This is a genomic window from Kitasatospora sp. MBT63 (assembly GCF_000710465.2).
Taxonomy (GTDB): Bacteria; Actinomycetota; Actinomycetes; order Streptomycetales; family Streptomycetaceae; genus Kitasatospora.
In genome coordinates this window covers 1-21,116 of the sequence record NZ_JAIZ01000072.1, presented here as the reverse complement: position 1 = coordinate 21,116, position 21,116 = coordinate 1, and the positions used below count along the sequence as shown (strand labels likewise).

Below are 21,116 nucleotides of genomic sequence, written 5' to 3'. Positions count from 1 at the left end.
GGCCGCCGCGGTCACGGCGGTCGGCGCGCTGGCCGTCGGCGGCCTGCTGGTGCTGCCGCACGCGCACCCGAAGGTCCCGCCCGCGGCGACCGCGGCCCCGCGGCCGCCCGGCCCGGCCATCGGGACCACCGCGCCCGGCACGGTGCCGCTGACCGGGCAGGTGGCGGTCGGAAGACTGATCGCGCTGCTCCCGCCGGGCTCGCCGATCGGTGCGTTCAGCGGGAGCGAGACGCTGCCCGGCCAGAGCCGGCCGGAGGTGCGCGGCGAGGTCACGTACGACGGCGGCCACGGGTCGGCGGTGATCGGGTTGGCGGTCGAACCGGGCTGGAGCCCCGATCCGAACCACCCCTCCAGTGCTGAGGACTTCTTCGCCTGCGCCGCCCGCGGGCCGCTGTCCTACTGCCGGACCACCGTGCTGCCGGACGGCGGCCGGCTGGTGGTGTGGGAGGGAAAGGTGTTCTCCCAGATCCAGCGCGGCGTCGACCTGCTGCGGGCGGACGGTGTCCGGGTCACCGCCGGCACCACCAGCCTCATGGATGCGCGACGCGAGACCGTCCTGACCGAGCAACCGCCGCTCGGTCTGGAGCAGTTGGAGGCGATCGTGCGCGATCCCGGCTGGACCGCCCGGATCGACGGGGGCGAAGCCGCGCGGGCGGCCGGCACGATCGTGCCGTACACGGACAAGCATGCGGCCTCCGCCGCCCCGACGCCCTGACGCACCGCCCGGTCCCGCCCGGCACCCCGGCCGGGCGGAACCGGGTAGCCGTCTCGTTGACTGATGAATTGACAGGTACACCAACCCTCTAAGGGGATCGCGCCCCTCGCCCCCGCATGTGGCCCGACCCACAGCGGACGACACCCGACGGCGCGAACCCCGACCGGCGCCGACCAACTGGCCAAACCGGTCCCCGACCGCCGGCCGAAGATCGTCCGGCCCGGATCGCGGCCCTCCCGCCAATCCTCAATCCGGCGCGCCGAATTCGATCCACCCTCGTCAGGGACATGCCGCCATGACTTCACAACTTGAAGGCAAGCAGACCGCTTGACAGTCCATCAGCCTCGCTGGCTTCATGTGTCGCAGTGCGAGTGAGCCGCGCGGCTCGCCTGCCGCCCACCGGTTCCACCGTCCGAGCCGCCCCCACGGAGCGGTCCCGTCCGCGTACCCCGCGCACCCATGCGCCGCTTCCGGGAGGAACAGGCGTCCGCGCCACCAAACGCGGGAGCGCTCCCACACTGCCGCTCGACGCGCATCCCCACCACCCCGGGCGCGTCACCGAACCGCCCGGCGAACCGAAAGGACTCCCATGCCCGGATCCCGTCCCAGGCCGCACCGCGCCGCCTCCGTGATCGCGGCCGTCCTGGCCGCGGTGCTCATCGCCGCCCTCTCCTCCCTGGTCGGCGCCTCCCCGGCGTCCGCGGGCACCGCCCTCTGCGGGCGGACCGACAGCGTGAAGGTCTCGGGCGGGAAGTACGTCGTCCAGAACAACGAGTGGGGCGACTCGATCGAGCAGTGCATCGACGTGAGCGACGACGGCTTCAAGGTCACCAAGGGCTGGCACAACGTCTCCACCGGCGGCGCGCCCGCTGCTTACCCGTCGATCTACGCCGGCTGCCACTACGGCAACTGCTCCAGCGGCAACGGCCTGCCGCTCCAGGTGTCGGCCTTCGGCAATCCGCAGTCCAGCGTCGACTTCTCGACCGCCGACGGGCAGTGGGACGCCTCGTACGACATCTGGTTCGACACCGGCGCCAACCCGTCGGGCCAGAACAACGGCGAGGAGATGATGATCTGGGCCAACCACGCCGGGCCTCCCTCGCCGTTCGGCTCCAAGGTGGCCACCGTCCGGATCGAGGGCGCCGACTGGGACGTCTGGTACGGCCGTCAGAACAACGGGGTCGCCTGGAACACCGTCTCCTACGTCCGCCAGCAGCCCACCAATGCGATGACGGTGAGCATCAAGGACTTCACCGACGACTCGATCGGCCGCGGCTACCTGTCGCCGTCCTGGTACATGACCAGCGTGCAGTTCGGCTTCGAGCCGTGGGTCGGCGGCCCCGGCCTGGCCGTGAACTCCTTCTCCTACGAGGCCAACGGCTCCGGCGGCGGCGGTACGTCCGGCACGGTCACCGGCCGGCAGAGCGGCCGCTGCCTGGACCTCAAGGACTGGGGCACCGTCGACGGCACCCCGGTCCAGCTGTGGGACTGCGGAACCGGCTGGAACCAGAAGTGGACGCGCACCGGCGGCACCCTCGTCAACCCGCAGTCCGGCAAGTGCCTCGACGTCGCGGGCGGCTCCACGGCCAACGGCGCCAAGGTGCAGCTCTGGTCGTGCAACGGCACCGGCGCCCAGCAGTGGCAGTTCAACGCCAACGGCACCGTCGTCAACCCGGCGTCCGGCAAGTGCCTGGACGCGGGCGGCTCCGCCGACGGCGCCCTGCTGCAGATCTGGGACTGCTACGGCGGCGGCACCCAGGCCAACCAGGTCTGGGCCCTGAGCTAGCTCCCGTCCCGACGCCGACCCGGTACCACCGCACCCACCACCCCCACTCCCGAGGAGCAATGACATGACGCACCAGCCCCTCCTCCCCCGACCCGGCTCCGGCCGGCGCGCAGCCGGAGTCCTGCTGGCCGCGGCCACCCTGCTCGGCGCGGCGCTCCCGGCGTCCGCGGCGAGGGCCGAACCCGCCACCGGACCCGACGCCGCAGCCGCGGCCCGCACGCCGCGCTACCTCGACCCCCGCCTCCCCACCGCGGAGCGGGTCCGCGACCTGCTCGGCCGGATGACGCTGGAGGAGAAGATCGGGCAGATGACCCAGGCCGAACGCGGCTCGGTCGACGCCGACCCCACCCGGATCGCCGCCCTGAACCTCGGCTCGCTGCTGTCCGGCGGCGGCTCCACCCCGACCCCCAACACGCCCGCGGCCTGGGCGGACATGGTCGACGGCTACCAGCGGCAGGCCCTGACGACCCGTCTGCACATCCCGCTGCTGTACGGAGTCGACTCGGTGCACGGTCACGGCAACCTCGCCGGTGCGACGGTCTTCCCCCACAACATCGGCATGGGCGCCACCCGCGATCCCGGGCTGGTGGCCGAGGAGGAGCACATCACGGCCACCGAGACCCGGGCCACCGGCCCGCAGTGGGTCTTCGCCCCGTGCGTGTGCGTGACCAGGGACGAGCGGTGGGGCCGGGCCTACGAGAGCTTCGGCGAAGACCCCGCACTGGTGAGCCGGATGACGACCGCCGTCGACGGCTTCCAGGGCACCCGCCGCTCGGACCTGGCCCGGCCCGACCGGGTGCTGGCCACCGTCAAGCACTTCGCCGGCGACGGCGACACCACGTACGGCACCTCCACCACGGGCGACTACCGGATCGACCGCGGTGTCACCGTCACCAGCCACCGGCGCTTCGACGCCGTCGACCTCGCCCCGTACGTCACGGCGGTCCAGGCGCACCACGTCGGCAGCATCATGCCGTCCTACTCCTCCGTCCAGTGGACCGACGTGCCCGGCAGCGGGCCGGTCAGGATGAGTGCCAGCAAGGAGCTGCTGACCGACGTCCTCAAGCGGAAGATCGGCTTCGACGGGTTCCTGATCAGCGACTGGGACGCCATCACCGAGCTCCCGGGCGACTTCGCGACCCAGGCCCGCACCTCCGTCAACGCCGGCATGGACATGTTCATGCAGCCCTACGACGCGCCTCAGTTCGAACAGGCCCTCTCGGCCGAGGTCCAGGCCGGCCGCGTACCGATGTCGCGCATCGACGACGCCGTGTCCCGCATCCTGCGCGCCAAGTTCGACCTCGGCCTGTTCGAGCACCCCTACACGGACCGCACCAACATCGACAGTGTCGGCTCGTCCGCCCACCGGGCGGTGGCCCGCCGGGCGGTCGCCGAGTCCCAGGTGCTCCTGAAGAACGACCACCACGCCCTGCCGCTCGCGCCCTCCCAGCGGATCTACGTCGCCGGGGTCAACGCCGACGACCTCGGCAACCAGGCCGGCGGGTGGACGCTGACCTGGCAGGGACAGTCCGGCAACACCGCGTTCCCCGGCACCACCATCCTGCAAGGCATCCGGAACGCGGCCCCGAACGTCACCTACAGCGCCGATGCCGCGGCCCCCACCACCGGCTACGACGTGGGCATCGTGGTCATCGGCGAGACCCCCTACGCGGAAGGGCTCGGCGACGTCGGGGTCGGCGGCCACACGTTGGAGCTCTCCACGACCGACCGGGCGAACATCGACCGCGTCTGCTCCGCCATCAGCACCTGCATCGTCCTCGACGTCGCCGGCCGCCCCCAGATCGTCACCGGCCAACTGCCCGCGGCGGACGCCTTCGTGATGTCCTGGCTCCCGGGCAGCGAAGGCGACGGCGTCGCCGACGTCCTGTTCGGCAAGCGCCCCTTCACCGGCAGGCTCCCGGTCACCTGGCCGCGCAGCGAGGCCCAGGAACCGATCAACATCGGCGACCCGCAGTACGACCCCCTGTTCCCCTACGGCTTCGGCCTGACCACCAGGGGCCGGACGACCTCGGCGCAGCTCGGGTAGCGGCCGCAGGGGCTGCGGGACCGCGGGACGTCGCCGAGCACCCGGTCCCGGCCGATCTTGTCGCGGTCGGCCACGCGACCGGCGACCGGCGCCGCCCGGGAGCCGGAACCACTGTGCGGCTCCACACCCGTTGGACGGGACGTGGAGCCGCACACCGGCGTGGCGCCGACCGAGCGACCCGGACACCACGGCACCGGTCCCGGGACGATCACCCCGGACGCTGCGCGGTCGGGCCGCAGTCGCGCCTTCCGGCCGGCATCGAGCCGGACATCGTCGCCCCAGCCGTACCGCCGGGTGCTCACCTCCTGGAGCGGGGCAGGCGGGTGACCCACCCGCTCCTGGAGTGGCCGCCGGCTGCGGTGATCTTCTCGGCGTGGCCGCGCTGGGTGTGCATCGCGTCGGCGGTGACCACCACGCCGTGCAGGTCGAGACGGGCCAACAGCGGAGCGAAGGCCGGGATCTCGTTGCTCTTGGCCGCGATCTCGCGCTGGGCGATGACGCTCTGGCTGTCGTGGGGGGCAGCGCCAAGCAGGTGGACGGCTGCGCCGTCGGTGCGGGAGCCGCGCACGGTCTTACCGTCGACGGCCAGAGCAACCAGGACGGGGGCGGGATCTTCGACCGGATCAGTGCTGTGGCGGGCCGGCCGCCGGCTCCGCGGGCGGGCAGAGGGCGGTGGCATCCTCGCAGTGGCGCGCAAGGACGGTGATCAGGAGGGATGGCACGCGGACGCGACTCCAGGTCGATCCTCGGTCTCAGCAACCTTGATCATCTGGCGTCGCATCGTTCGTTTCCACTGGGGCGTGCAACGGGCCTCCAAACCGTGTGCATCGGACGCTTGGGCGAAAGCTGACCTCCGACAGACACGGCGCCCTCATGCTGTCAGAGCGGGGTGGATGGGGGCGGGATGCGGGCCAGGAGTTCGTGGGCGGCCCGGCTCAGATGCGCGGGAACGTCGTCCGGGTATGCGGCGCCGGCGGGGTCCATGAGCGCCACCATCGCATCGACCATGGGTGCCAACTCCTCGCACTTCCCGTAGGTTTCGGCCACATCCTCGACGATGAGTGCGGCGCCCTCGACGGGGTCGAGCCACCCGCCGACGATCTCGGCGGCCCACCAGCGGGCGAGCGCCAGCCGGCCCTCCCAGTAGTACTCGGGCGGGTGGAAGCCGAAGCCGAGCTCGTCCATCACCTGGCCGAACAGCTCCGAGGCCTGGTCCTCCTCACCGCGAAAGAGCGCGGCGAGGAGGACCAGCGACGGGGTGTCCACGCCGGCGATCAGGGCGCGGAGCGCGGCCCGGACCAGAAGATCCGGGTCAGCGCGTCGGCCGTCGACCCACCCGTGGGCTATCTCCCGAAGCTCCTGCACCGCCTCGGCCGCCGTTGCGGGGGCTTCGCTCGTCGTCATGGCGGCATGATGCCACGGCCCTCCGACGGTCGGTCGGCGGATATCACGCGGTCAGGTCCGGCGCCGCCCGACGGCAAAGCCTTCGCACCGGTGGCGCAGGGGCGACCGGGGGCTGCCGAGTGGGCGGGCCTTCGGCGTCCGGTCCTCGGGGAACAGAGCACGCGTGCCGCGGTGACCAGGACGGCGCGGAGGAGTCCGAGTGTGTCGGTGACGATGCTCCGCTTCCTGCTGACGATCTTCCTCCCGACATCAATCCCCTGACTTCACTCGCCGCCCGGTGACCGTCAGGCGCCGCCCAGCGCCTCCACCAGCTGCGGCAGGCCGTCGCCGGCCACGGCGAGGGCGAGGTGGTCGTGGAAGTCCCGGCTGGCGACGATCAGACCGTCGCGCACGCGCAGCACCTGGATGTTGGCGGCCGTGACGGTCCGCCCGGTCTTGCGGTTGCGCACATGGTGATCCCATTCGCTGACGATCACCTCCGGGTCGTCGGTGTCCCGGATCACCACGTTCACCGGGGTCAGGTCGAAGGGAATGCCCGCGGCGAGCTCCAGGTACCGTTCCCCGATCACCGTCCGGCCCTCGAAGCGGCGCGGCCCGCCGGGCGCGAACGCGATCTCCACCACCGCGTCCTCGGCATAGAGGTCCGCGAGGTCGGCGAACCGCCCCGCACCGATACCCTCGAGCAGCTTGGTGAAGACTTCACTAGGCGACAGCGTTTCGGACATGCTCAACCCCCAGCGGCATGTTCGCCAGAATCGGACTGGCGAATCCGCTTACGACGATACGGACCAGCGACTCCGCTTGTCCAGTGTCGCCGCACCACCGGACAGGAGAGGCTGGAAGAGATGAGCGGCGCTCAGGAACGCCCGCTGCGGGCGGATGCGGCCCGCAACCGGGCCAGGCTGCTGGACACCGCCACCGAGGTGTTCACCACCCGCGGCGTCGGTGTGCCGACCGAGGAGATCGCCCGGGCCGCCGGGGTCGGGGTCGGCACGCTCTTCCGGCACTTCCCGACCAAGGAGGCACTGCTCGAGGCCGTCATGGTGCGCAGGCTCGAGTCGATCGCGGCCCGGGCGGCGCAGCTGCCCGCCGGGTCCGCGCCCGCCGAGGCGTTCTTCGACTGCTTCCGCCTGGTGGTCGAGGAGTCCGCGGGCAAGAACGAGTTCGCCCAGGCGCTCGCGGCGGCCGGAGTGGACGCGCACGCGGCCCTGCGGGAGTCCACCGAGGCGATCCGCGAACGCCTCGCCGAACTGCTGGCCGGGGCGCAGCGCGCCGGGGCGGTCCGCCCGGAGGTGGGTCTGCCGGACCTCGTCGCGCTGGTGGTCGGTACGACCAGGGCCATGGAGCAGCTCGCGGACGATGCGGCGGCGCGGGAGCGGATCTTCGCGGTGGTCCTCGACGGGCTGCGGCCCCGCTGACCGGCGCGCCCCGCGCCGCTGCGTGCCCAGGTCAGGCCGAACGGGCCCGCTGCGGGTCGGGGGGGGTTCGTGCCGCATCCGGCGGAGAGGGCAGGATTCGAACCTGCGCGGGCCCCGGGGGACCCTGCTCGGCCATCGCGGCCAGGCACCCGATGAACCGCTCCGGGCACCTCTCCCGGCCAGGGACCCTGTGGATCCGGTGGTGTTCCCTGACGTGCCCTCAGGATGCCCCGACGTCCTGACCCGGCGCTGATGTGCCGCTGACGCCCGGCCGTCGCGGCCCGGACGCGCATCGGCGGGACTGCGTCCCTGCGGGTCAGGGACTCGGCGTGGTGGCGCGAACAGGCACCGGGGTGGTCGGTAGCGTCGGCGGATGTGCCGTCACTGCGCCGCCTGACCGGATCGAGACTGCTGCTGGCCGCCCTGGTGACCTCGGCGGCTCTCCTGGCGGCCGGCGTCGCCGTGGTCGGGGTGGTGCTGAACCGCCACCACGAGGAGGCCGCGCAGCGGATCGAGACCCGCTGGCGCCCGGCGGCGACCGAGCTCGGCGACCTGCGCGCCGCGGCGGGCGACGTCCGGGCCGCGTGCCTGGCCGGACCGGCCGGACCGGCGCTGCGCGAGGCGGCGAGCGGCCGGCTGGAGAACCACCTGGTGGCCCTGGGCCGCGTCGCGGCCGGTGCGGACCAGGAGGTGGAGAGCAGTGTCGCCGCCGTCCGGCTGGCCGGGAACCGGTGGCTCGCGGACACCGGCCCCGGCGCGGCCGTGGACGTGATGCCCCTGTGCGCCGTCCCCGCGTCCGCCGCGAGCGCGGATGCCGGCCCGGCCATGGGCACGTACGCCGCCCTCGACGCCCGGACGGTCCGCCTGGCCGCGCTGCTGGAGGACCGCAGGCGCCGGGAGGTGGAGGGTACGGCGTGGCACATGGCGGCGGTGATGCTCTACATCCTGGCGCTGTCCGCCGCCCTGCTGCTGGCGGCGGTGGTGGCTGCGGTGGTGCTGCAACGCCGCTACCTCTCCCCCGCCGCGGTGCTGGCCGAGAACCTGCGGCGTACGGCCGGCGGGATCACCGACGCCTCGGCCACGCCCGGCAGCGGCCGGGGCTGGCTCGGCCGGCTGACGCAGGAGGCGGAGGGGGTGCGTCGTCGGCTGGATCTGTCGCAGCGCCAGTCCCGGCGCGATCAGGAGGCGCTCGTCCAGATCGGGCCTGCCGTGCGGGGCCTGCGCGAAGTGCTGACCGCCCGTGATGCCCCGGGCCGCGGGGTCGCGGTGGCCGGCGACGTCCGGGCGGCCGAGGGCCTGATCGCCGGTGACTACCTCGGCACCGTGGTGCTGCCGGGCGGAGCGACGGCCGTCTTCCTCGGCGACGTCTGCGGCCACGGCGTCGACGCCGGTCTGCTGGCGGCACGCCTGAAGACGGTCACGCAGGTGGGCCTGCGGCTCGGGCGCGACCTGGACACCGTCCTCCATGCGGTGTGGCAGGCCCTGGTCGGCGAGGAGGAGCGCTTCACCACCCTGGCCATCGCCGTGCTGGACCCGCAACGCTCGACCCTCACCTGGGCGAGCGCCGGCCACGAGGAGCCGTTCCTGCGCCGCGGCGACGGCACCGTCGAACGCCTGCCGGCCACCGGTCCCATCGTCCACCCGCTGCTGGACGCCCCGCCGGGCACCTGGCAGGCCCGCACCACCGCCCTCCACCCGGGGGACCTGCTCGTGCTGTCCACCGACGGACTCACCGAAGGCCGTGACCATGCCGGCGAGGAGTTCGGGGACCAGCGCGTCACCGACCTCCTCGCCGCCCTCCCCTCCCCCGTCCCGCAGGCCGCCGTCACCGCCCTGTACGACGCCGCCGACCGGTTCGGCATCGACTGGGCGCGCGACGACATCAGCCTCCTCGCGGCCGCCCCGCTCCCCCGTCCGACCACCGCACCACCACGCCCTGATAGCCACCCCGGGCGGTGAGGTCCGGCGGCGGCGACCGTCCGCACAACTCCCGGCGATGCCGGGCGAGTCGAACGCTTCGGCTACGAACCATGACGGGTAGAGTCACTCAGCGCACCCACCCGGTCCCCGGGACGGCGACCGGGCCCCGCAGTCGTCAACAGGAAGGCATCAACGGTGAGCGACGAGCAAGCGCAGCTGATCTACGGGCAGGGCGAGGACGCGTGCCCGGAGGGCAACTTCTGCCTCTACCGCGCCGTCAACTTCAACATCGGCCAGACCCCGGGGGTCGGCGACAAGATCCTCGCCATTCCGGTGGACACGTCCGTCGCCGACTTTGCCGTGTACGGCTTCGACCACAGCGCCGACGGGGTGAGCAGCGTCGTCAACCGCACCGACGAGGACAACGCCCTCTTCTCGGCCCCCGGCCAGCAGGGGCACTCTCTGCCGGTGGACCGCAGGTCCTCGATCGCGAACCTGGCACGGATCGCCATGGCCGACAGCCCGAACGGCAGCTGGAACGACCAGGCCCGGTCCGCGCTGGCGGCCCCCTTCCTGGGAAACCTGATCGTGGACCAGGCGTTCCTGAGCAAGTGGCAGGACTGGGAGACGCAGAAGTGGATCTACTCCTACCGGATCACGGTGCGCGCCGCCGAGACGCGCGTCGTGAAGTGGGCGCTCGGTTTCGGTGATCTGCCCGACGGGACCTCGCTGTACAAGGGGTTCACCGATGTCTTCTGGGGCCAGATCCTGCGGGACGGTTCCGAAGGCAGCGTCCTGCTCGGTTCCCCGGCCGGCGGGGGACACACCATCGACCCCGGCACCGAGCTCGCCATCGACATCCAGGTGCTCTACGCGAAGGAGAACGCCGCCCAGGAGCACCTGACCAGCCTCAACGCCCAGCAACTGGGCTGAGCGCACCAACCACCCGGACCGACCGGCCGCAGCGTGGACCGGGCGGTGTGGCGGCCAACCGCTCGCAGGACCGACACGGGCTCATGTCCCGGGCGCCCGACCGGCTTCGGGGTGCGCCCGACTCGGACGTGAGCCCGGTCGCTGCGGTGTGGCTGCGTCCCTCGGGAAACGGTTGGCAGGGACGGCCCGGCGGGCCTCATACTGGCCGCTGCCCGTGTCAGTCCATGAGAAGGAAGTCCATGCTCTCCAAGCGTCTTGCCGCTACCGCCGTCGTCTGTTCCGCCCTGGTCCTGGGGGCGAGCGGGTGCGGCCCGGACAAGGCCCCGGCCGTCTCCGCCGAGTCCGCGGCGGCCTCGGCGACCTCGGCAGCGTCCAAGGGTGCCGGCGCCGCCGGGCACCTGGACACCGACAAGCTGACCGCCGCCGAGATCGAGAAGCAGGCCCATGACGCCATGGCCTCGCTCTCCTCGGTCAAGGTCTCCGGAAACCTGGTGGCGGAGGGCCAGAAGATGAAGCTCGACCTGGCGACCGACACCAAGGGCAACTGCCAGGGCACGATCGCCATCGCCGACCTGGGCCAGATCGAGATCATCCACACCGGCGGCACCAGCTTCCTCAAGCCCGACGCCGCGTTCTGGAAGAGCATCGCCGGGGGCCAGGGCAACCCGCAGGCCGGGGCGATGGCCGCCGAGCTGTTCAAGGGCCGCTACCTGACCGGTGCCAAGGACGACCCCGAGCTCGCCGGGCTGGCCGACATGTGCGACCTCGTCAAGTCGATGACCGACAGCGACGACACCTCCGACGGCGCGGTCAAGGGCGCCGCGACGACGGTCAACGGCGTCAAGACCTTCACCGTGGTCAGCACCGACGACGACGGCTCGAAGACCACCGCCTACATCGCCACCGAGGGCAAGCCCTACCTGGTCAAGATGTCCCACGACGGCGCCGAGCCCGGCGAGATGAACTTCAGCGACTTCGACAAGCCCGTCACCGTCCAGGCCCCGTCGGCCGACAACGTGATCGACTACTCGCAGTTCAAGGCCAAGCTCACCTCGGCCTGACCGTACGGCCCCCGGCGCTACCCAGCGGCCCCCGCACTGCCGGGGGCCGCCGCTCTCCCCGGGACCGCGGGTGTCCGGCCCTCCCGGCCCCCGCGACGGCGCGGCACCAGGGGCGGGAACTGTCGGCGCCGGGCCCTATCGTTCGGTGACAGCCCGCCACATCCGGGCACGGCCCCGAGACCGGCGGAGACAACGGCATGCACGATCTCGGCGCGGCGACGGCCGCCCCGCAGACGGACGAGCGCCACGCGTGGCTCGCTCACGCGGATCTGCTCACCGGGGCGGGTGACCCGAGGGGCGAGGCGATCCGGCTGGAGCTCGGCGACGGGGCATCCGGCCCGGATCCGGTCGCCCTGGCCGCGGTCCACCGGGACGTGGAGCGGTATCTGGGGCTGGAGGAGCTGCGCGAGGACGGCTCCTGGGTGTTCACCTGGCGCCTGGGGTTCATCGACGAAGCCCGCTTCCGTCTGGCCCCGGCCACCCGGGCGCGCCGCCAGGACCTGGTGGCACGTCTGCGAGCGGCCCTGCCGCACGCCGCCGCCGTCGACCCGGCCGACCCGGCCGACCCGGAGCAGTGGGAGGGCGCACTGATCGACGCCCTGCTCTCCCACCCTGCCGCCCGTCGGCTGCGGGCGCTGGACCTGCGCCTCACCGACTACCACCACTCCGCCGAGCAGGCTGCGGTGTCGCTCGCCGCCCACCCGCGCCCCCGGCTGGAACGGCTGTCCTTCGGATACAACTTCGAGGACCTGTACGAGGACGGCGTGACATCGGCCGGCCGCCGGATCGACCCCCTGGGCTTCCACGGCGAGGGGCTCGTCCGGACCGACATCTGGGACGCCGTGCCCGCCCTGCGCACCCTGGAACTCGAAGGCGCGTTCCTGTTCCACTCCGTGGACCACGAGCACCTGACCACCCTTCGCGTCCGCGGCCCGGTCATCTCGGACGGCTCGGTCTTCGCGGTCGGGCGGACACCCGCACTGGCATCCCTGGCCGTGGAGATCGGCGTCGATGTCTTCGGTACGGCCTGCCCGGCCGAGCAACTCGACGAACTCACGCCGGCCTCCCACCCGGCGCTCCGCCGACTCGACCTCTCAAGGGCCGAGTTCGACGCGGGATCGCTCGCGGTCCTCTCCGCGCTCGCCGACTCGCCGGTCCTCCCCCAGCTCGAATCCCTGACCATCGGGGACCTGACGATCCGCCACCACGACTGCAACGGCGAACCGTCGGCCGCCCTCGCGGCCCTGGCCCCTCGGTTCGCGCACTGCGCCCTGCACGTGAGCGGCAGCATCGAGGTCGAGGGCGCCGACGGGGAGCAGACCGCCCGGATCCTCGCCGCGTTCGGCCCGTCCCGTGGCGGCGACCGCCGAACGGGCCACCCGCGCCCGTAGCGGGGCCCGCCCGGCCGGATAATGGCCGGTGAACGGCAGGATGGCCGGTACCGGCGGGCCTGCTGCGCCCGTGGCCCGGATCGAGTGAGAGGTGGAGAACGGATGACCCTGGAGGAAGGCCGGCGCGTCAGGCTGGCGGAGGACCTCGGCATCGGTGAGGCGGTCGCCGGGGATCCCGCCGCGGCCGTCGGGATCCTGTCGCTGGGCGCCGGGCTCGAGGGCACGGTCGAGCGGGTGGACGGGGAGCTCCCCGAGAGCGAGGACGTCCGCGAGTACCAGCGGCTCGCCGCCCTGTTCGCGGACTACGGCCACACCATGCCCGAGGCGAGCCGCGACCGCCTGGAGGCCCAGATCGCCGCACTGGAGCCGCAGTGGACCGCCCACCGGGAACGGGGGAACCTGGCGACGGTCCGCGTCCGCTGGGACAACGGCCTGGTCCTCGACGGCACCCACCCGGACGTCCTCACCCCGCTGTGAGCCCGGATCCCGCGCCCTACGGGGTGGGGCCGGGGCGGCCAGGACGTTCTCCACGTGGGCCGCGAGCGAGGACCGCAGGTCCGCGGGTGTCATCTTCTGATCGTCGATCAGGTGTGCCACGAGGTCGGCGCGGACGGCGGCCAGCAGGGCATGGGCGGTGAAGTCCGCGTTGCGGACGCCGGGGACCCGCTCCAGCGCCGCACGCAGCGTCCCGTGCCACCAGCCGTAGTGCTCCGCCTGGTATGGGCTGCTGAGTCCGGCGTCCTCGGCGGCCGACATCAGGTTCCGGTTCTCGATCTTGAAGCTGAGCGCGGCGTCGAGGAGGTCCAGCACCTGCTGCCGCGGCCCGGTCCCGGCCGTGTCCTGCTCCTGCGCGTGCTGCTCCTGCACGTCCTGCACGGCTCGGCGCAGGGGTTCCAGGCGCGAGGTGATCACCGCGCCGATCAGGCCGGCGCGGTCGCCGAAGCGGCGGAACAGGGTGCCCTTGCCCACGCCCGCGGCCGCGGCGATCTCGTCCATCGACACCGCCTGCGGGCTGCTGCTGGCGGCGAAGAGGGCATCGGCGGCGGCCAGGACGGCTTCCCGGTTGCGTAGGGCGTCCGCACGCTCGGGGCGCTCGGTGCTGCCGGTGCGGCCGGTGCGGCCGGTGCGCTGGGCCACGGGTCCTCCTAGGTCGTCGGGCCGTCCCGGCCTCCGGGAATGATATGCCGCCGGTCCGCACGGGTGACGGTCCGCGCCACGGCCGCGGCGGCGTCCTCGCTCAGCCGTTCACCGGACCTCCCGTTCGACGAATTCGCGGAACGTACCCGGCGGTCGGCCGGTGAGGCGCTCGACGGTGTCGGTGGTGCGGTCCTCGGCGCCGTCGGCGATGGCCCGGTCCATGCCGGCCAGCATGGTGGCGAACTCGAGCGGGATCTCGGCCGCCCAGCGGTCGCGCAGCTGCTCGAAGGTCAGGTGCCGGTGCACAACGGGCCGGCCGGTGACCTCGGCGATGGTCGCGGCGGCCTCGTCGTAACTCAGGGCCTGCGGCCCGGTGAGGACCAGGTCGGTGTTGGCGGCCTGGTCGTCGGTGAGGGCGCGGACGGCGACGGCGGCGATGTCCGCGGCGTCGACGAACCCGACGCGTCCCTGCCCGCAGGCCGTGCGGATCGCGCCGCCCTCGCGGATGGAGCGGGCATGGGGGGTGTCGCCGGTGAAGTTCTGCATGAACCAGGACGGCCGCAGCACCGCCCACTCCTCGAACAGGTCCGGCAACACCTGGTGGACCCGGCCGACCGCCGGACCGCCGGCGGGGATCGCGGAGGAGCTGAGCAGCACCGCGCGGCGCATTCCTGCGGCGCGGGCCCGGCGCAGGAAGGGCACCATGACGGCGGCCGGGTCGGAGGAGCCGACGGGCGGGACGAGGTAGGCCCGGTCGACACCGTCGAGCGCGGCGTCCCAGGTCGCGGGCTCGTTCCAGTCGAAGCGGACGCTCTGCGCCCCCTCGACCGGCGCGGCCGTACGGCTGGTGGCGCGGACGCGGTGGCCCTCGGCGGCCAGGCCGGCGGTGACGCGGCGGCCGGTGGTGCCGGTGGCCCCGGTGACCAGGGTGGTGCGGGCGGTGGTCGTCATCAGTGCGTTCCTGCGAAGTCGGCGCCGGGCAGGGACACGGCGAGGGGGTTCCAGTAGTCGCGGTAGGAGGTGATGAGGCCGTCCTCGACCGTGACGACGGCGATGTAGGTCATCTCGAAGGGGCTGTCCGTCTTCACCAGCCGGCCGACCCCGCGCATCTCCACCACGATGGTCCCGGGGGCCATCGTCCGGTGGATCGTCACCTCGGGGAACTCGTGCAGGTCGATGTGGTCGGGGTAGTCGCGCATGTAGGCGCCGACCGCGGCCTTCCCTTCGAGGCGCGAGGGCCAGCCCTCGGGCGCGAAGGGGAATTCGAGGACGCCGTCCTCGTGCCACAGCTCCACCCAGGCGGGAATGTCCTTGTCCAGCAGCAGTTGCAGACCGTGCTGGTAGAGCTCCGCGGGTGTCACGGGGGTGGTCATGGTCAAGGGTTCCGTTCTGCTCGACACCGCACCGGTCCCGGCCCGTCCAGCCGGGACACCGACACGCAAACGGACCGGCGGTCCGTATGACTTGAAGCATACGGACTGCCGGTCCGTTTAACAAAGTCACCCCCCGCCGGGGCAGCGTGCTCACGGCCCGCCGTCAAGCCTCCCCGGCGGCATCGAAGTTCCGTGCGCCCAGCTCCACAGCGCCCACACCGTCATGAACAGGGCAGGCCCGAGGCCCACCACCACGACGAGAATCACCAGGGCGAGCCCCCCGAACTCACCGGGGCGCCGCCGGCCCTGCCGCTCACCCTCCGCCTCCTCCACTCCCCCATCGCGCACGTGGCGCTCCCCCTTGTCGCTGCAGGCCACACCACGGACGTCGCTTCGGCCGCGGAACCCTCGTACCCCGCCCGCATCGGCGCCGAACGCCCACCCGGGCCACGGCACCGCCCGAGGCCCGAGGCCCGAAGAACGGGACGATGCGTACGGACGGCCCGAAACGGCGAACGGGGCCACGGCGGGCCCGCCGCCGATCTCCGCGAACCGTGGATCCGGCCAACTAAACTGCCCTGCAAGCGAGTTGGCTTGAACGCGCCTGCCGGTCCTCCGTGTCCGCTCCTTACGCTCCTGCTGAGCCCCGGCCACCCGGCCGGGAACATCTACGGGGGGTAGCGCTCATGCGCATTCGCCATGCCTTCGTCGCCGCAGCCGTCGCGGCGGCGTCGGCGCTCACGATGACCACCACCGCCGCTGCCGCGGCCCCGGCCGCACCCGCCAACGCCCGGTCCTGCAACTGGATCTACATCGGCACCGGGGCCAGCATCCACATCGGCAGCCAGTACGTCGGCCAGGTCGTCCAGCTCTACAACAACTGCGGTACCGCCGAGGCCCACTTCCAGTGGGACGAGACCTACCGCCAAACCCACAACACGCGGGTGTACGTCGACCTCGAAGGGCCCTGGGGCAAAGGCAGGGTGACCGCGAGCGGCCCGACCTCCTCCAAGAACGTGGACGCGTACGTGGACATCCACTCGGCCTCCCCGGACCAGTGGGGGACCTACGCGACGGTCAACAACTGCATGGCCACCGGCACGATGCACGACTACGCCAACGGCGGCACGCTGTGGGCGTCCCAGGACGCGTGGTGCTGACACCCCGGTGACGGCGGGTCCTCGGGAGCACCTCCCGAGGACCCGTCGCCGTACCGGACAAGCGGCCCGGATCAGGAGGCCGGTGCCGGCTGTTCCGGGGCCAGGGAGTTGCCCGCGGGGATGTGGCCGCAGTCGGAGGGGGCGGTCCGGCCCGCGAACCGGTCGTTCAGCCAGCCCAGCGCGAGGGGCGCCCAGACGGCGGGGACGCCGACGTGGCTGAGCAGGTCGAACTGCTGGTACTCGATCGCGCCGTTGCCGGTGGCGCAGTACTGCCGGGCGAGGGCCCGGACGTCTCCGGCGACCATCACGCCGTCGCCGGTGCCGATGCCCGCCGGGCTGCCGAGGGTTCCCTCCAGGACGCCGCCGTTGCCCTGGGCGATGTAGCCGGGGACGGTCGGGGTGGCGGCAGAACCGAGGTTGATCCGGTTGACCGCGTCGAGGAAGGCGGGCACCGAGTTCGGGTCGGCGTACTGCGGCTTCGCCATCTTCTTCCAGGTCAGCCCCGGGTAGTGACCGACGGCGTCGACGATCGATCCGTGCTCCAGCTGCTGGTAGACCGTCAGGCCGTAGTCGCTCAGGTAGGGCTTGAGGTCGATGCCGAAGGAGCGGGAGACCCCGATGACCGCCATCGGGATGACACCGCTCCACGCCAGCGAGCCGTCCACGTACTTGAGGTTGTGGGCCGGGTCCACGAGCAGGCCGCCCTCGGCGAAGCCGACCAGCTTGCGGTTGACGTCGGGGGCGTAGGCGGGCGCGAGTGCGGCCGCCCAGCCGGTCGCGATCGCACCGCCGGAGTAGCCCATCAGGCCGAACGCGGTGTCGGAGTCCAGGCCGGTGGCCGCGGACCTGGTGGCGGCGCGGATCGAGTCGAGGGTGGTGGTCGCGTACTCCGGGCCGGCCGCGAAGTCCGCGGACTGCCCCTCGGTGTCCGGGATGACGAGGTTGTAGCCCTGCAGGAGCAGCGGCACCAGGAAGAGCGACTCGGCGTTCGGGATCAGGCCGCCGAGGGTGAGGTCGCCGGCGACGGCGCGGGACGGGCTGTCCTGCGGGTTGAGGGAGTCGTAGAACGACTGGTACGAGACCGCCTTGCTGCCGTCCCCGGTCAGGCTTCTCACCACGGTGGTGACGTTGGCGGACGGGCGGCCCTGGGCGTCGGTGGTGCGGTACAGCAGTTGGACCGCCGTCACCGGGGTGGGGAGCCCCAGGACGTGGTACGGCAGGGTCCGGGTCTTGAGCACGGTGCCCGGTGCGAGCGACGCCAGCGGCGTGCTGCCGTCGTAGGTGTAGAACGGGTCGCTCGCCGCGGCGACCCGCGGTGCGGCGGCTCCGGCGACGGCTGAGGCCGGGCCTGCGGTGGCGGCGACGGCCGTTGCGGCCAGGGCGGCGGTGACGGCCGCGGACAGCAGCCGGGACGTGTTCTTGCGCATGACTCCCCCGGTTCGTGGGATGGGATCATCAGGATCTGGTGAAGGTGCGGGGTGCCGCGGGTGGCGCGGCCGTGCGGGGGCACGAAGGGGTGACGTGGCAGGCGCGGGTGGCGCCGCACGGGAACGCGGCCCCGGGCCGGTGACGACGGTGCCTGGGCAACAGGACGTCAGGCCGTCAGGCCGTCAGGCCGTCAGAGCGTCAGAAGCACCGGAGCGTCGAGGCATCACGGCGTCACGGCGTCAGGGCCCCGGGGCAGCAGCTGTGCCGGGCCGGGCGGGCCGTGGTCGGCGGAGGCGGTGGGGTGGGGGCGCGGCGGCTTTTCGCGCGGGCAAGGCGGTCCTCCGGTACGTGCGGGTGTGGGGGGCCGGTGGATGGTGCGGTCGGGGTCTGCGCACCTCTGGTGGTCCAACCGGCGGGCGTGTTACCAACTGGTAAGTAACGTCCTGGAGAACATGATGACGGCGGTATCGCGCCGTGTCCCCGGGCCGGACAACAGAGATTCGCGAGGTGGATTGTGACCGCATCCAACGCGACGGGGCACGACCCGGCACCGCAGATCGGCGGCCTCCCCGTCCACGAACGGCTCCGGGCCGCCGCGCCGGCCCTCGCGCCCGCGGTGATGGCCCGGCTCGTCGAACGGCTCCCCGCCTACGGGGCGCTCCCCACCGAACAGTTGCGCGGCGAGATCACCCGGGAGGTGGACCGCGGCATCCGCGCCTTCACCGAGGTGCTGCGCACCGGCGACCTGCCCGCGGACGCCGAACTGGCGCGGATCAGCGAGTCCTCGGCCAGGCGCGCGGACGAGGGCGTACCGCTGGAGGCCGTCGTCGGGGCCTACCACTTCGGCGCGCAGGAGTGCGCGGAGCGGGTCCTCGCGGCGGCCGGGCCCGGCGACCTGCCGGACGTGCTGCTGGTCCAGCAGCGCCTGCTCGGCTACCTCCGGCTGGTGAGCTGCGCGGTCGCGGCCGGGTACGTCCAGGAGCGTCAGGCTGCGCTGGGCGACGAGCAGGTCGCCCGGCAGTCGCTGCTGTCCCGGCTGCTGGAGGGCGGCGACCCGCGGACCGCGGCCGACCGCGCCGGACTCCCGCTGCCCGCCTGCTACCTGGTGCTGGGCATCACCCTCGGGCCGCACCCCGACGAACTGCTGCCCGGCGTGAACCACGCCGTCGCCGCCCGACGCAAACTGCGGCGGCTGCGCAACGAACTGCAGCACCGCACCACGGGCGTTCCGTTGTCCGTCCTGTCCGGGAACGGCGGGCTGGTGCTGATCCCCTGCGACGCACCGCACGCCGACACACCGTCCGCCGACGGGCCGCCCGCCGCCCTGTCCGGCCCGGAACGGGACCGGCTCGCCGCGCTGGTCGACCACCTCGGGCGGGTGTGCGGCGCCGAGTTGCTGGTGGCGGCGGCCGCCGCCGCACCCGACGGCGTCGCGGACGCCGCCCGCCTGGTGGGCGAGGTACGGGAGGTGGCGCGGGCCTCCGGTCGCGGGCCCGGGCTGTACCTCCTCGACGACGTGCTGCTGGAGTACCAGCTGAGCCGGCCGAGCCCGGCCCGGGACAGACTCGCCGCACTGCTGGCCCCACTGGCCGGGCGGGCCGAACTGCTCGGCACCCTACGCGCCTTCCTCGCCTGCGGTCTCGACCGGCGCCGGGCCGCCGCCCGGCTCCAGGTCCACCCCAACACCGTCGACTACCGCCTGCGCAGGGTCACCGACCTCACCGGCCTGGACGCCGCACGCGGCGCCGACCAGCTCACCCTGCGCGCCGCCCTGGCCGCCCACGACACCGCCCGCCACAGCTGAACCGTCCGAGCCACCCGCCCCCGTCACCGTTCCCACCGGCCGAACGGTCCGGCGCTTCACCGCGGTTCGGGCGGCGGCCACGGACCGGCGAGCAGCCGCTCGGCCTCCGCGACAATCGCCCCGGCGAGTCCCCCCGGCCCGCGGCGCCCGCGCCGCTTCACATGGTCCGATCTCTCCGATCTTCATACGGAATACCGGTGAATTCCCGCGCCGCGCACAATTTTTGACATCCGGATCCACCGAAGCATTTCGTGTACTCTCCATCCTGCCTGTTGCGAATTGCCCGAGCCGACCTGGAGATCGATGGACGCAGAGTCGAACCTTCTGTCGATTTTCACGCCGAAAGGCAGCCACGACCCCTATCCCGCGCTGGCCGAACTGCGCCGGACCCGTCCGGTCCACCTGAGCGAGACGCTCGGCTCCCACGTGCTGACCCGCTTCGCCGACTGCCAGCAGGTGCTCACCGGTCCCGAATTCCTGGTGCCCGACCGGCAGTGGTGCGCCGAGGCGTTTCCCGACCAGCGGGCGAGGCCGGCCGCGGAGTTCTTCTACTCCTCGCTGCTGGGTACCAACGGCCCCGACCACAGCCGGCTGCGCGGCCTGGTCGCCGGCGCGCTCGGGGCCCGGCAGGTCGCCGCCCTGCAGGCGACCGCCGAGAAGATCACCGAGGAGCTGCTGGACGCCTTCGCGGACGCTACCTCCTCGGGCGGCACGGCCAACTTTCAGGAACTGGTGGGCCGTCCGCTGCCGGTCACCCTGATCGGCACCCTGATCGGCGTGCCCCGGGCCGAGCAGGGCCGGTTCGAGCGCATGGGCCGGGGTGCGAGCCGGCTGCTGGAGCCGGTGCGCACCCCGGAGGACTGGGCGCGGGCCGACCGGGCCGTCGTGGAGCTGCGGGAGTTCTTCGGCGCGCTGCTGCGCGAGCGCCGCGCCCGCCCGGCCGAGGACCTCGCCTCGGCCCTGCTGGAGCAGCGCCACGCCGTCGAGCCGCCGCCGACCGACCGGGAACTGGCCGACCTGCTCCTGCTGCTGTTCGTGGCCGGTTTCGAGACGACCACCGCCCTGCTCGGCACGACGGTTCACACCCTGCTCAGCCACCCCGGCGAGTTCGCCCTGGTCCGGGACGATCCCGCGCTGGTCCCTGCGGCCATCGAGGAGTCGCTGCGGTGGGACTCCCCGGTGCTGCTGACGGAGCGGATCGCCGCCCGGCCGGTCGAGGTGGCCGGGGTGCAGGTCCCCCGCGGCGGCTCGGTGACCACGGTGCTCGCCGCCGCCAACCGCGACCCCGGCCGGCACCCCGAGCCGGACCGCTTCACCGTCCGGCGGCCCGACAACAAGGCGCTCAGCTTCAGCGCGGGCCGGCACCACTGCCCCGGTGCGACGCTCGCCCGGACGGAGGCCGCGGCGCTGCTCGGCCGGCTGGTGCGGCGGTTCCCGGACCTCGCCCTGGCCGGCCCGCCCGTGCGGCGGTCCGCGCTCACCCTCCGGTCGTTCGACGACCTGCCGTTGGCCACCACTGGCTGAGGGCCGGCCGCCGAC

At 73.1% G+C, this 21,116-nt stretch carries 18 protein-coding genes, 1 tRNA gene and 3 pseudogenes; 13 read left to right on the top strand and 9 right to left on the bottom strand.

Translation table 11 applies throughout. The features are described from left to right. The 4 genes and pseudogenes from AA75_RS49015 to AA75_RS51645 form a co-directional block, all read left to right on the top strand. A pseudogene (locus AA75_RS49015) lies at positions 1 to 715 on the top strand (hypothetical protein); the annotation flags it as partial. Between the two features lie 589 nt (positions 716 to 1,304). Next, the gene (locus AA75_RS05110; protein ID WP_051811873.1) at positions 1,305 to 2,501 is read left to right on the top strand and encodes an RICIN domain-containing protein; all 1,197 of its coding nucleotides are present in this window, start codon (positions 1,305 to 1,307) and stop codon (positions 2,499 to 2,501) included. A gap of 64 nt (positions 2,502 to 2,565) precedes the next feature. After that, positions 2,566 to 4,548 carry a glycoside hydrolase family 3 protein gene (locus AA75_RS05105; RefSeq protein ID WP_051811872.1) on the top strand — a complete coding sequence of 661 codons (1,983 nt, stop codon included), beginning with the start codon at positions 2,566 to 2,568 and terminating at the stop codon, positions 4,546 to 4,548. 159 nt (positions 4,549 to 4,707) lie between these two features. After that, positions 4,708 to 4,892 (top strand): annotated as a pseudogene (locus tag AA75_RS51645) (SAM-dependent methyltransferase); the annotation flags it as partial. On the opposite strand, the gene AA75_RS05095 reads toward AA75_RS51645, so the two are convergent. The 4 genes and pseudogenes from AA75_RS05095 to AA75_RS05085 form a co-directional block, all read right to left on the bottom strand. Beyond that, complete coding sequence (locus AA75_RS05095; RefSeq protein ID WP_149037952.1) at positions 4,847 to 5,227, bottom strand: transposase; 381 nt, start codon at positions 5,225 to 5,227, stop codon at positions 4,847 to 4,849. The pseudogene AA75_RS51645 and the gene AA75_RS05095 sit on opposite strands and share 46 nt — an antisense overlap. A gap of 200 nt (positions 5,228 to 5,427) precedes the next feature. Then, complete coding sequence (locus AA75_RS05090) at positions 5,428 to 5,952, bottom strand: hypothetical protein (protein ID WP_051811870.1); 525 nt, start codon at positions 5,950 to 5,952, stop codon at positions 5,428 to 5,430. A gap of 158 nt (positions 5,953 to 6,110) precedes the next feature. After that, positions 6,111 to 6,212, bottom strand: a pseudogene (locus AA75_RS51640) (IS5/IS1182 family transposase); the annotation flags it as partial. A gap of 24 nt (positions 6,213 to 6,236) precedes the next feature. Continuing rightward, positions 6,237 to 6,677 (bottom strand): nuclear transport factor 2 family protein, encoded by a 441-nt coding sequence (locus tag AA75_RS05085; RefSeq protein ID WP_033818533.1) that lies wholly within the window; start codon positions 6,675 to 6,677, stop codon positions 6,237 to 6,239. Between the two features lie 120 nt (positions 6,678 to 6,797). On the opposite strand from AA75_RS05085, the gene AA75_RS05080 reads away from it, so the two are divergent. Continuing rightward, positions 6,798 to 7,370 (top strand): TetR/AcrR family transcriptional regulator, encoded by a 573-nt coding sequence (locus AA75_RS05080; protein ID WP_033818532.1) that lies wholly within the window; start codon positions 6,798 to 6,800, stop codon positions 7,368 to 7,370. A gap of 82 nt (positions 7,371 to 7,452) precedes the next feature. On the opposite strand, the gene AA75_RS47050 is transcribed toward AA75_RS05080, so the two are convergent. Further along, a tRNA-OTHER gene (locus tag AA75_RS47050) sits at positions 7,453 to 7,546 on the bottom strand. A 199-nt stretch (positions 7,547 to 7,745) separates the two neighbouring features. On the opposite strand from AA75_RS47050, the gene AA75_RS05075 reads away from it, so the two are divergent. The 5 genes from AA75_RS05075 to AA75_RS05055 all read left to right on the top strand — a co-directional run bounded on the left by AA75_RS05075 (position 7,746) and on the right by AA75_RS05055 (position 13,152). Next, a complete protein-coding gene (locus tag AA75_RS05075; protein ID WP_033818531.1) occupies positions 7,746 to 9,329 on the top strand; it encodes a PP2C family protein-serine/threonine phosphatase in 1,584 nt (527 codons plus the stop codon). Positions 9,330 to 9,485: 156 nt separating this feature from the next. After that, on the top strand, positions 9,486 to 10,223 hold the full coding sequence (locus AA75_RS05070; protein WP_033818530.1) for a peptidase inhibitor family I36 protein: 738 nt from the start codon (positions 9,486 to 9,488) through the stop codon (positions 10,221 to 10,223). Between the two features lie 239 nt (positions 10,224 to 10,462). Further along, the gene (locus AA75_RS05065; RefSeq protein WP_051811869.1) at positions 10,463 to 11,284 is read left to right on the top strand and encodes a hypothetical protein; all 822 of its coding nucleotides are present in this window, start codon (positions 10,463 to 10,465) and stop codon (positions 11,282 to 11,284) included. Positions 11,285 to 11,481: 197 nt separating this feature from the next. Then, positions 11,482 to 12,675: a hypothetical protein gene (locus AA75_RS05060; protein ID WP_051811868.1), complete on the top strand. Its 1,194-nt coding sequence runs from the start codon at positions 11,482 to 11,484 to the stop codon at positions 12,673 to 12,675. Positions 12,676 to 12,777: 102 nt separating this feature from the next. Beyond that, the gene (locus AA75_RS05055) at positions 12,778 to 13,152 is read left to right on the top strand and encodes a hypothetical protein (RefSeq protein WP_033818529.1); all 375 of its coding nucleotides are present in this window, start codon (positions 12,778 to 12,780) and stop codon (positions 13,150 to 13,152) included. Between the two features lie 768 nt (positions 13,153 to 13,920). On the opposite strand, the gene AA75_RS05045 is transcribed toward AA75_RS05055, so the two are convergent. The 3 genes from AA75_RS05045 to AA75_RS05035 form a co-directional block, all read right to left on the bottom strand. Next, the gene (locus AA75_RS05045; RefSeq protein WP_033818527.1) at positions 13,921 to 14,763 is read right to left on the bottom strand and encodes an NAD(P)H-binding protein; all 843 of its coding nucleotides are present in this window, start codon (positions 14,761 to 14,763) and stop codon (positions 13,921 to 13,923) included. Continuing rightward, positions 14,763 to 15,185: a nuclear transport factor 2 family protein gene (locus tag AA75_RS05040; RefSeq protein WP_033818526.1), complete on the bottom strand. Its 423-nt coding sequence runs from the start codon at positions 15,183 to 15,185 to the stop codon at positions 14,763 to 14,765. The genes AA75_RS05045 and AA75_RS05040 overlap by 1 nt, the downstream gene beginning before the upstream one ends. Positions 15,186 to 15,335: 150 nt before the next feature. Next, positions 15,336 to 15,533, bottom strand: a complete 198-nt coding sequence (locus AA75_RS05035) for a hypothetical protein (RefSeq protein ID WP_033818525.1) — start codon at positions 15,531 to 15,533, stop codon at positions 15,336 to 15,338. A gap of 338 nt (positions 15,534 to 15,871) precedes the next feature. Between AA75_RS05035 and AA75_RS05030 the strand changes: the two genes are divergently transcribed. Continuing rightward, complete coding sequence (locus AA75_RS05030) at positions 15,872 to 16,345, top strand: hypothetical protein (RefSeq protein WP_033818524.1); 474 nt, start codon at positions 15,872 to 15,874, stop codon at positions 16,343 to 16,345. Positions 16,346 to 16,416: 71 nt separating this feature from the next. Here AA75_RS05030 and AA75_RS05025 read toward each other — a convergent pair whose 3' ends face one another. Further along, a complete protein-coding gene (locus AA75_RS05025) occupies positions 16,417 to 17,772 on the bottom strand; it encodes a lipase family protein (protein WP_051811867.1) in 1,356 nt (451 codons plus the stop codon). A gap of 515 nt (positions 17,773 to 18,287) precedes the next feature. Between AA75_RS05025 and AA75_RS05020 the strand changes: the two genes are divergently transcribed. Further along, positions 18,288 to 19,577 (top strand): CdaR family transcriptional regulator, encoded by a 1,290-nt coding sequence (locus AA75_RS05020; protein WP_033818523.1) that lies wholly within the window; start codon positions 18,288 to 18,290, stop codon positions 19,575 to 19,577. A 303-nt stretch (positions 19,578 to 19,880) separates the two neighbouring features. Further along, complete coding sequence (locus tag AA75_RS05015) at positions 19,881 to 21,101, top strand: cytochrome P450 (RefSeq protein WP_051811866.1); 1,221 nt, start codon at positions 19,881 to 19,883, stop codon at positions 21,099 to 21,101. The last annotated feature ends 15 nt before the right edge of the window (positions 21,102 to 21,116 follow it).

Coding starts and splice junctions, on each gene's coding strand:
- AA75_RS05030 (WP_033818524.1), top strand. CDS start 15,872: ATGCGCATTCGCCATGCCTTCGTCGCCGCAGCCGTCGCGGCGGCGTCG.
- AA75_RS05095 (WP_149037952.1), bottom strand. CDS start 5,227: ATGCCACCGCCCTCTGCCCGCCCGCGGAGCCGGCGGCCGGCCCGCCAC.
- AA75_RS05025 (WP_051811867.1), bottom strand. CDS start 17,772: ATGCGCAAGAACACGTCCCGGCTGCTGTCCGCGGCCGTCACCGCCGCC.
- AA75_RS05060 (WP_051811868.1), top strand. CDS start 11,482: ATGCACGATCTCGGCGCGGCGACGGCCGCCCCGCAGACGGACGAGCGC.
- AA75_RS05055 (WP_033818529.1), top strand. CDS start 12,778: ATGACCCTGGAGGAAGGCCGGCGCGTCAGGCTGGCGGAGGACCTCGGC.
- AA75_RS05085 (WP_033818533.1), bottom strand. CDS start 6,677: ATGTCCGAAACGCTGTCGCCTAGTGAAGTCTTCACCAAGCTGCTCGAG.
- AA75_RS05045 (WP_033818527.1), bottom strand. CDS start 14,763: ATGACGACCACCGCCCGCACCACCCTGGTCACCGGGGCCACCGGCACC.
- AA75_RS05110 (WP_051811873.1), top strand. CDS start 1,305: ATGCCCGGATCCCGTCCCAGGCCGCACCGCGCCGCCTCCGTGATCGCG.
- AA75_RS05015 (WP_051811866.1), top strand. CDS start 19,881: ATGGACGCAGAGTCGAACCTTCTGTCGATTTTCACGCCGAAAGGCAGC.
- AA75_RS05105 (WP_051811872.1), top strand. CDS start 2,566: ATGACGCACCAGCCCCTCCTCCCCCGACCCGGCTCCGGCCGGCGCGCA.
- AA75_RS05080 (WP_033818532.1), top strand. CDS start 6,798: ATGAGCGGCGCTCAGGAACGCCCGCTGCGGGCGGATGCGGCCCGCAAC.
- AA75_RS05040 (WP_033818526.1), bottom strand. CDS start 15,185: ATGACCACCCCCGTGACACCCGCGGAGCTCTACCAGCACGGTCTGCAA.
- AA75_RS05090 (WP_051811870.1), bottom strand. CDS start 5,952: ATGACGACGAGCGAAGCCCCCGCAACGGCGGCCGAGGCGGTGCAGGAG.
- AA75_RS05065 (WP_051811869.1), top strand. CDS start 10,463: ATGCTCTCCAAGCGTCTTGCCGCTACCGCCGTCGTCTGTTCCGCCCTG.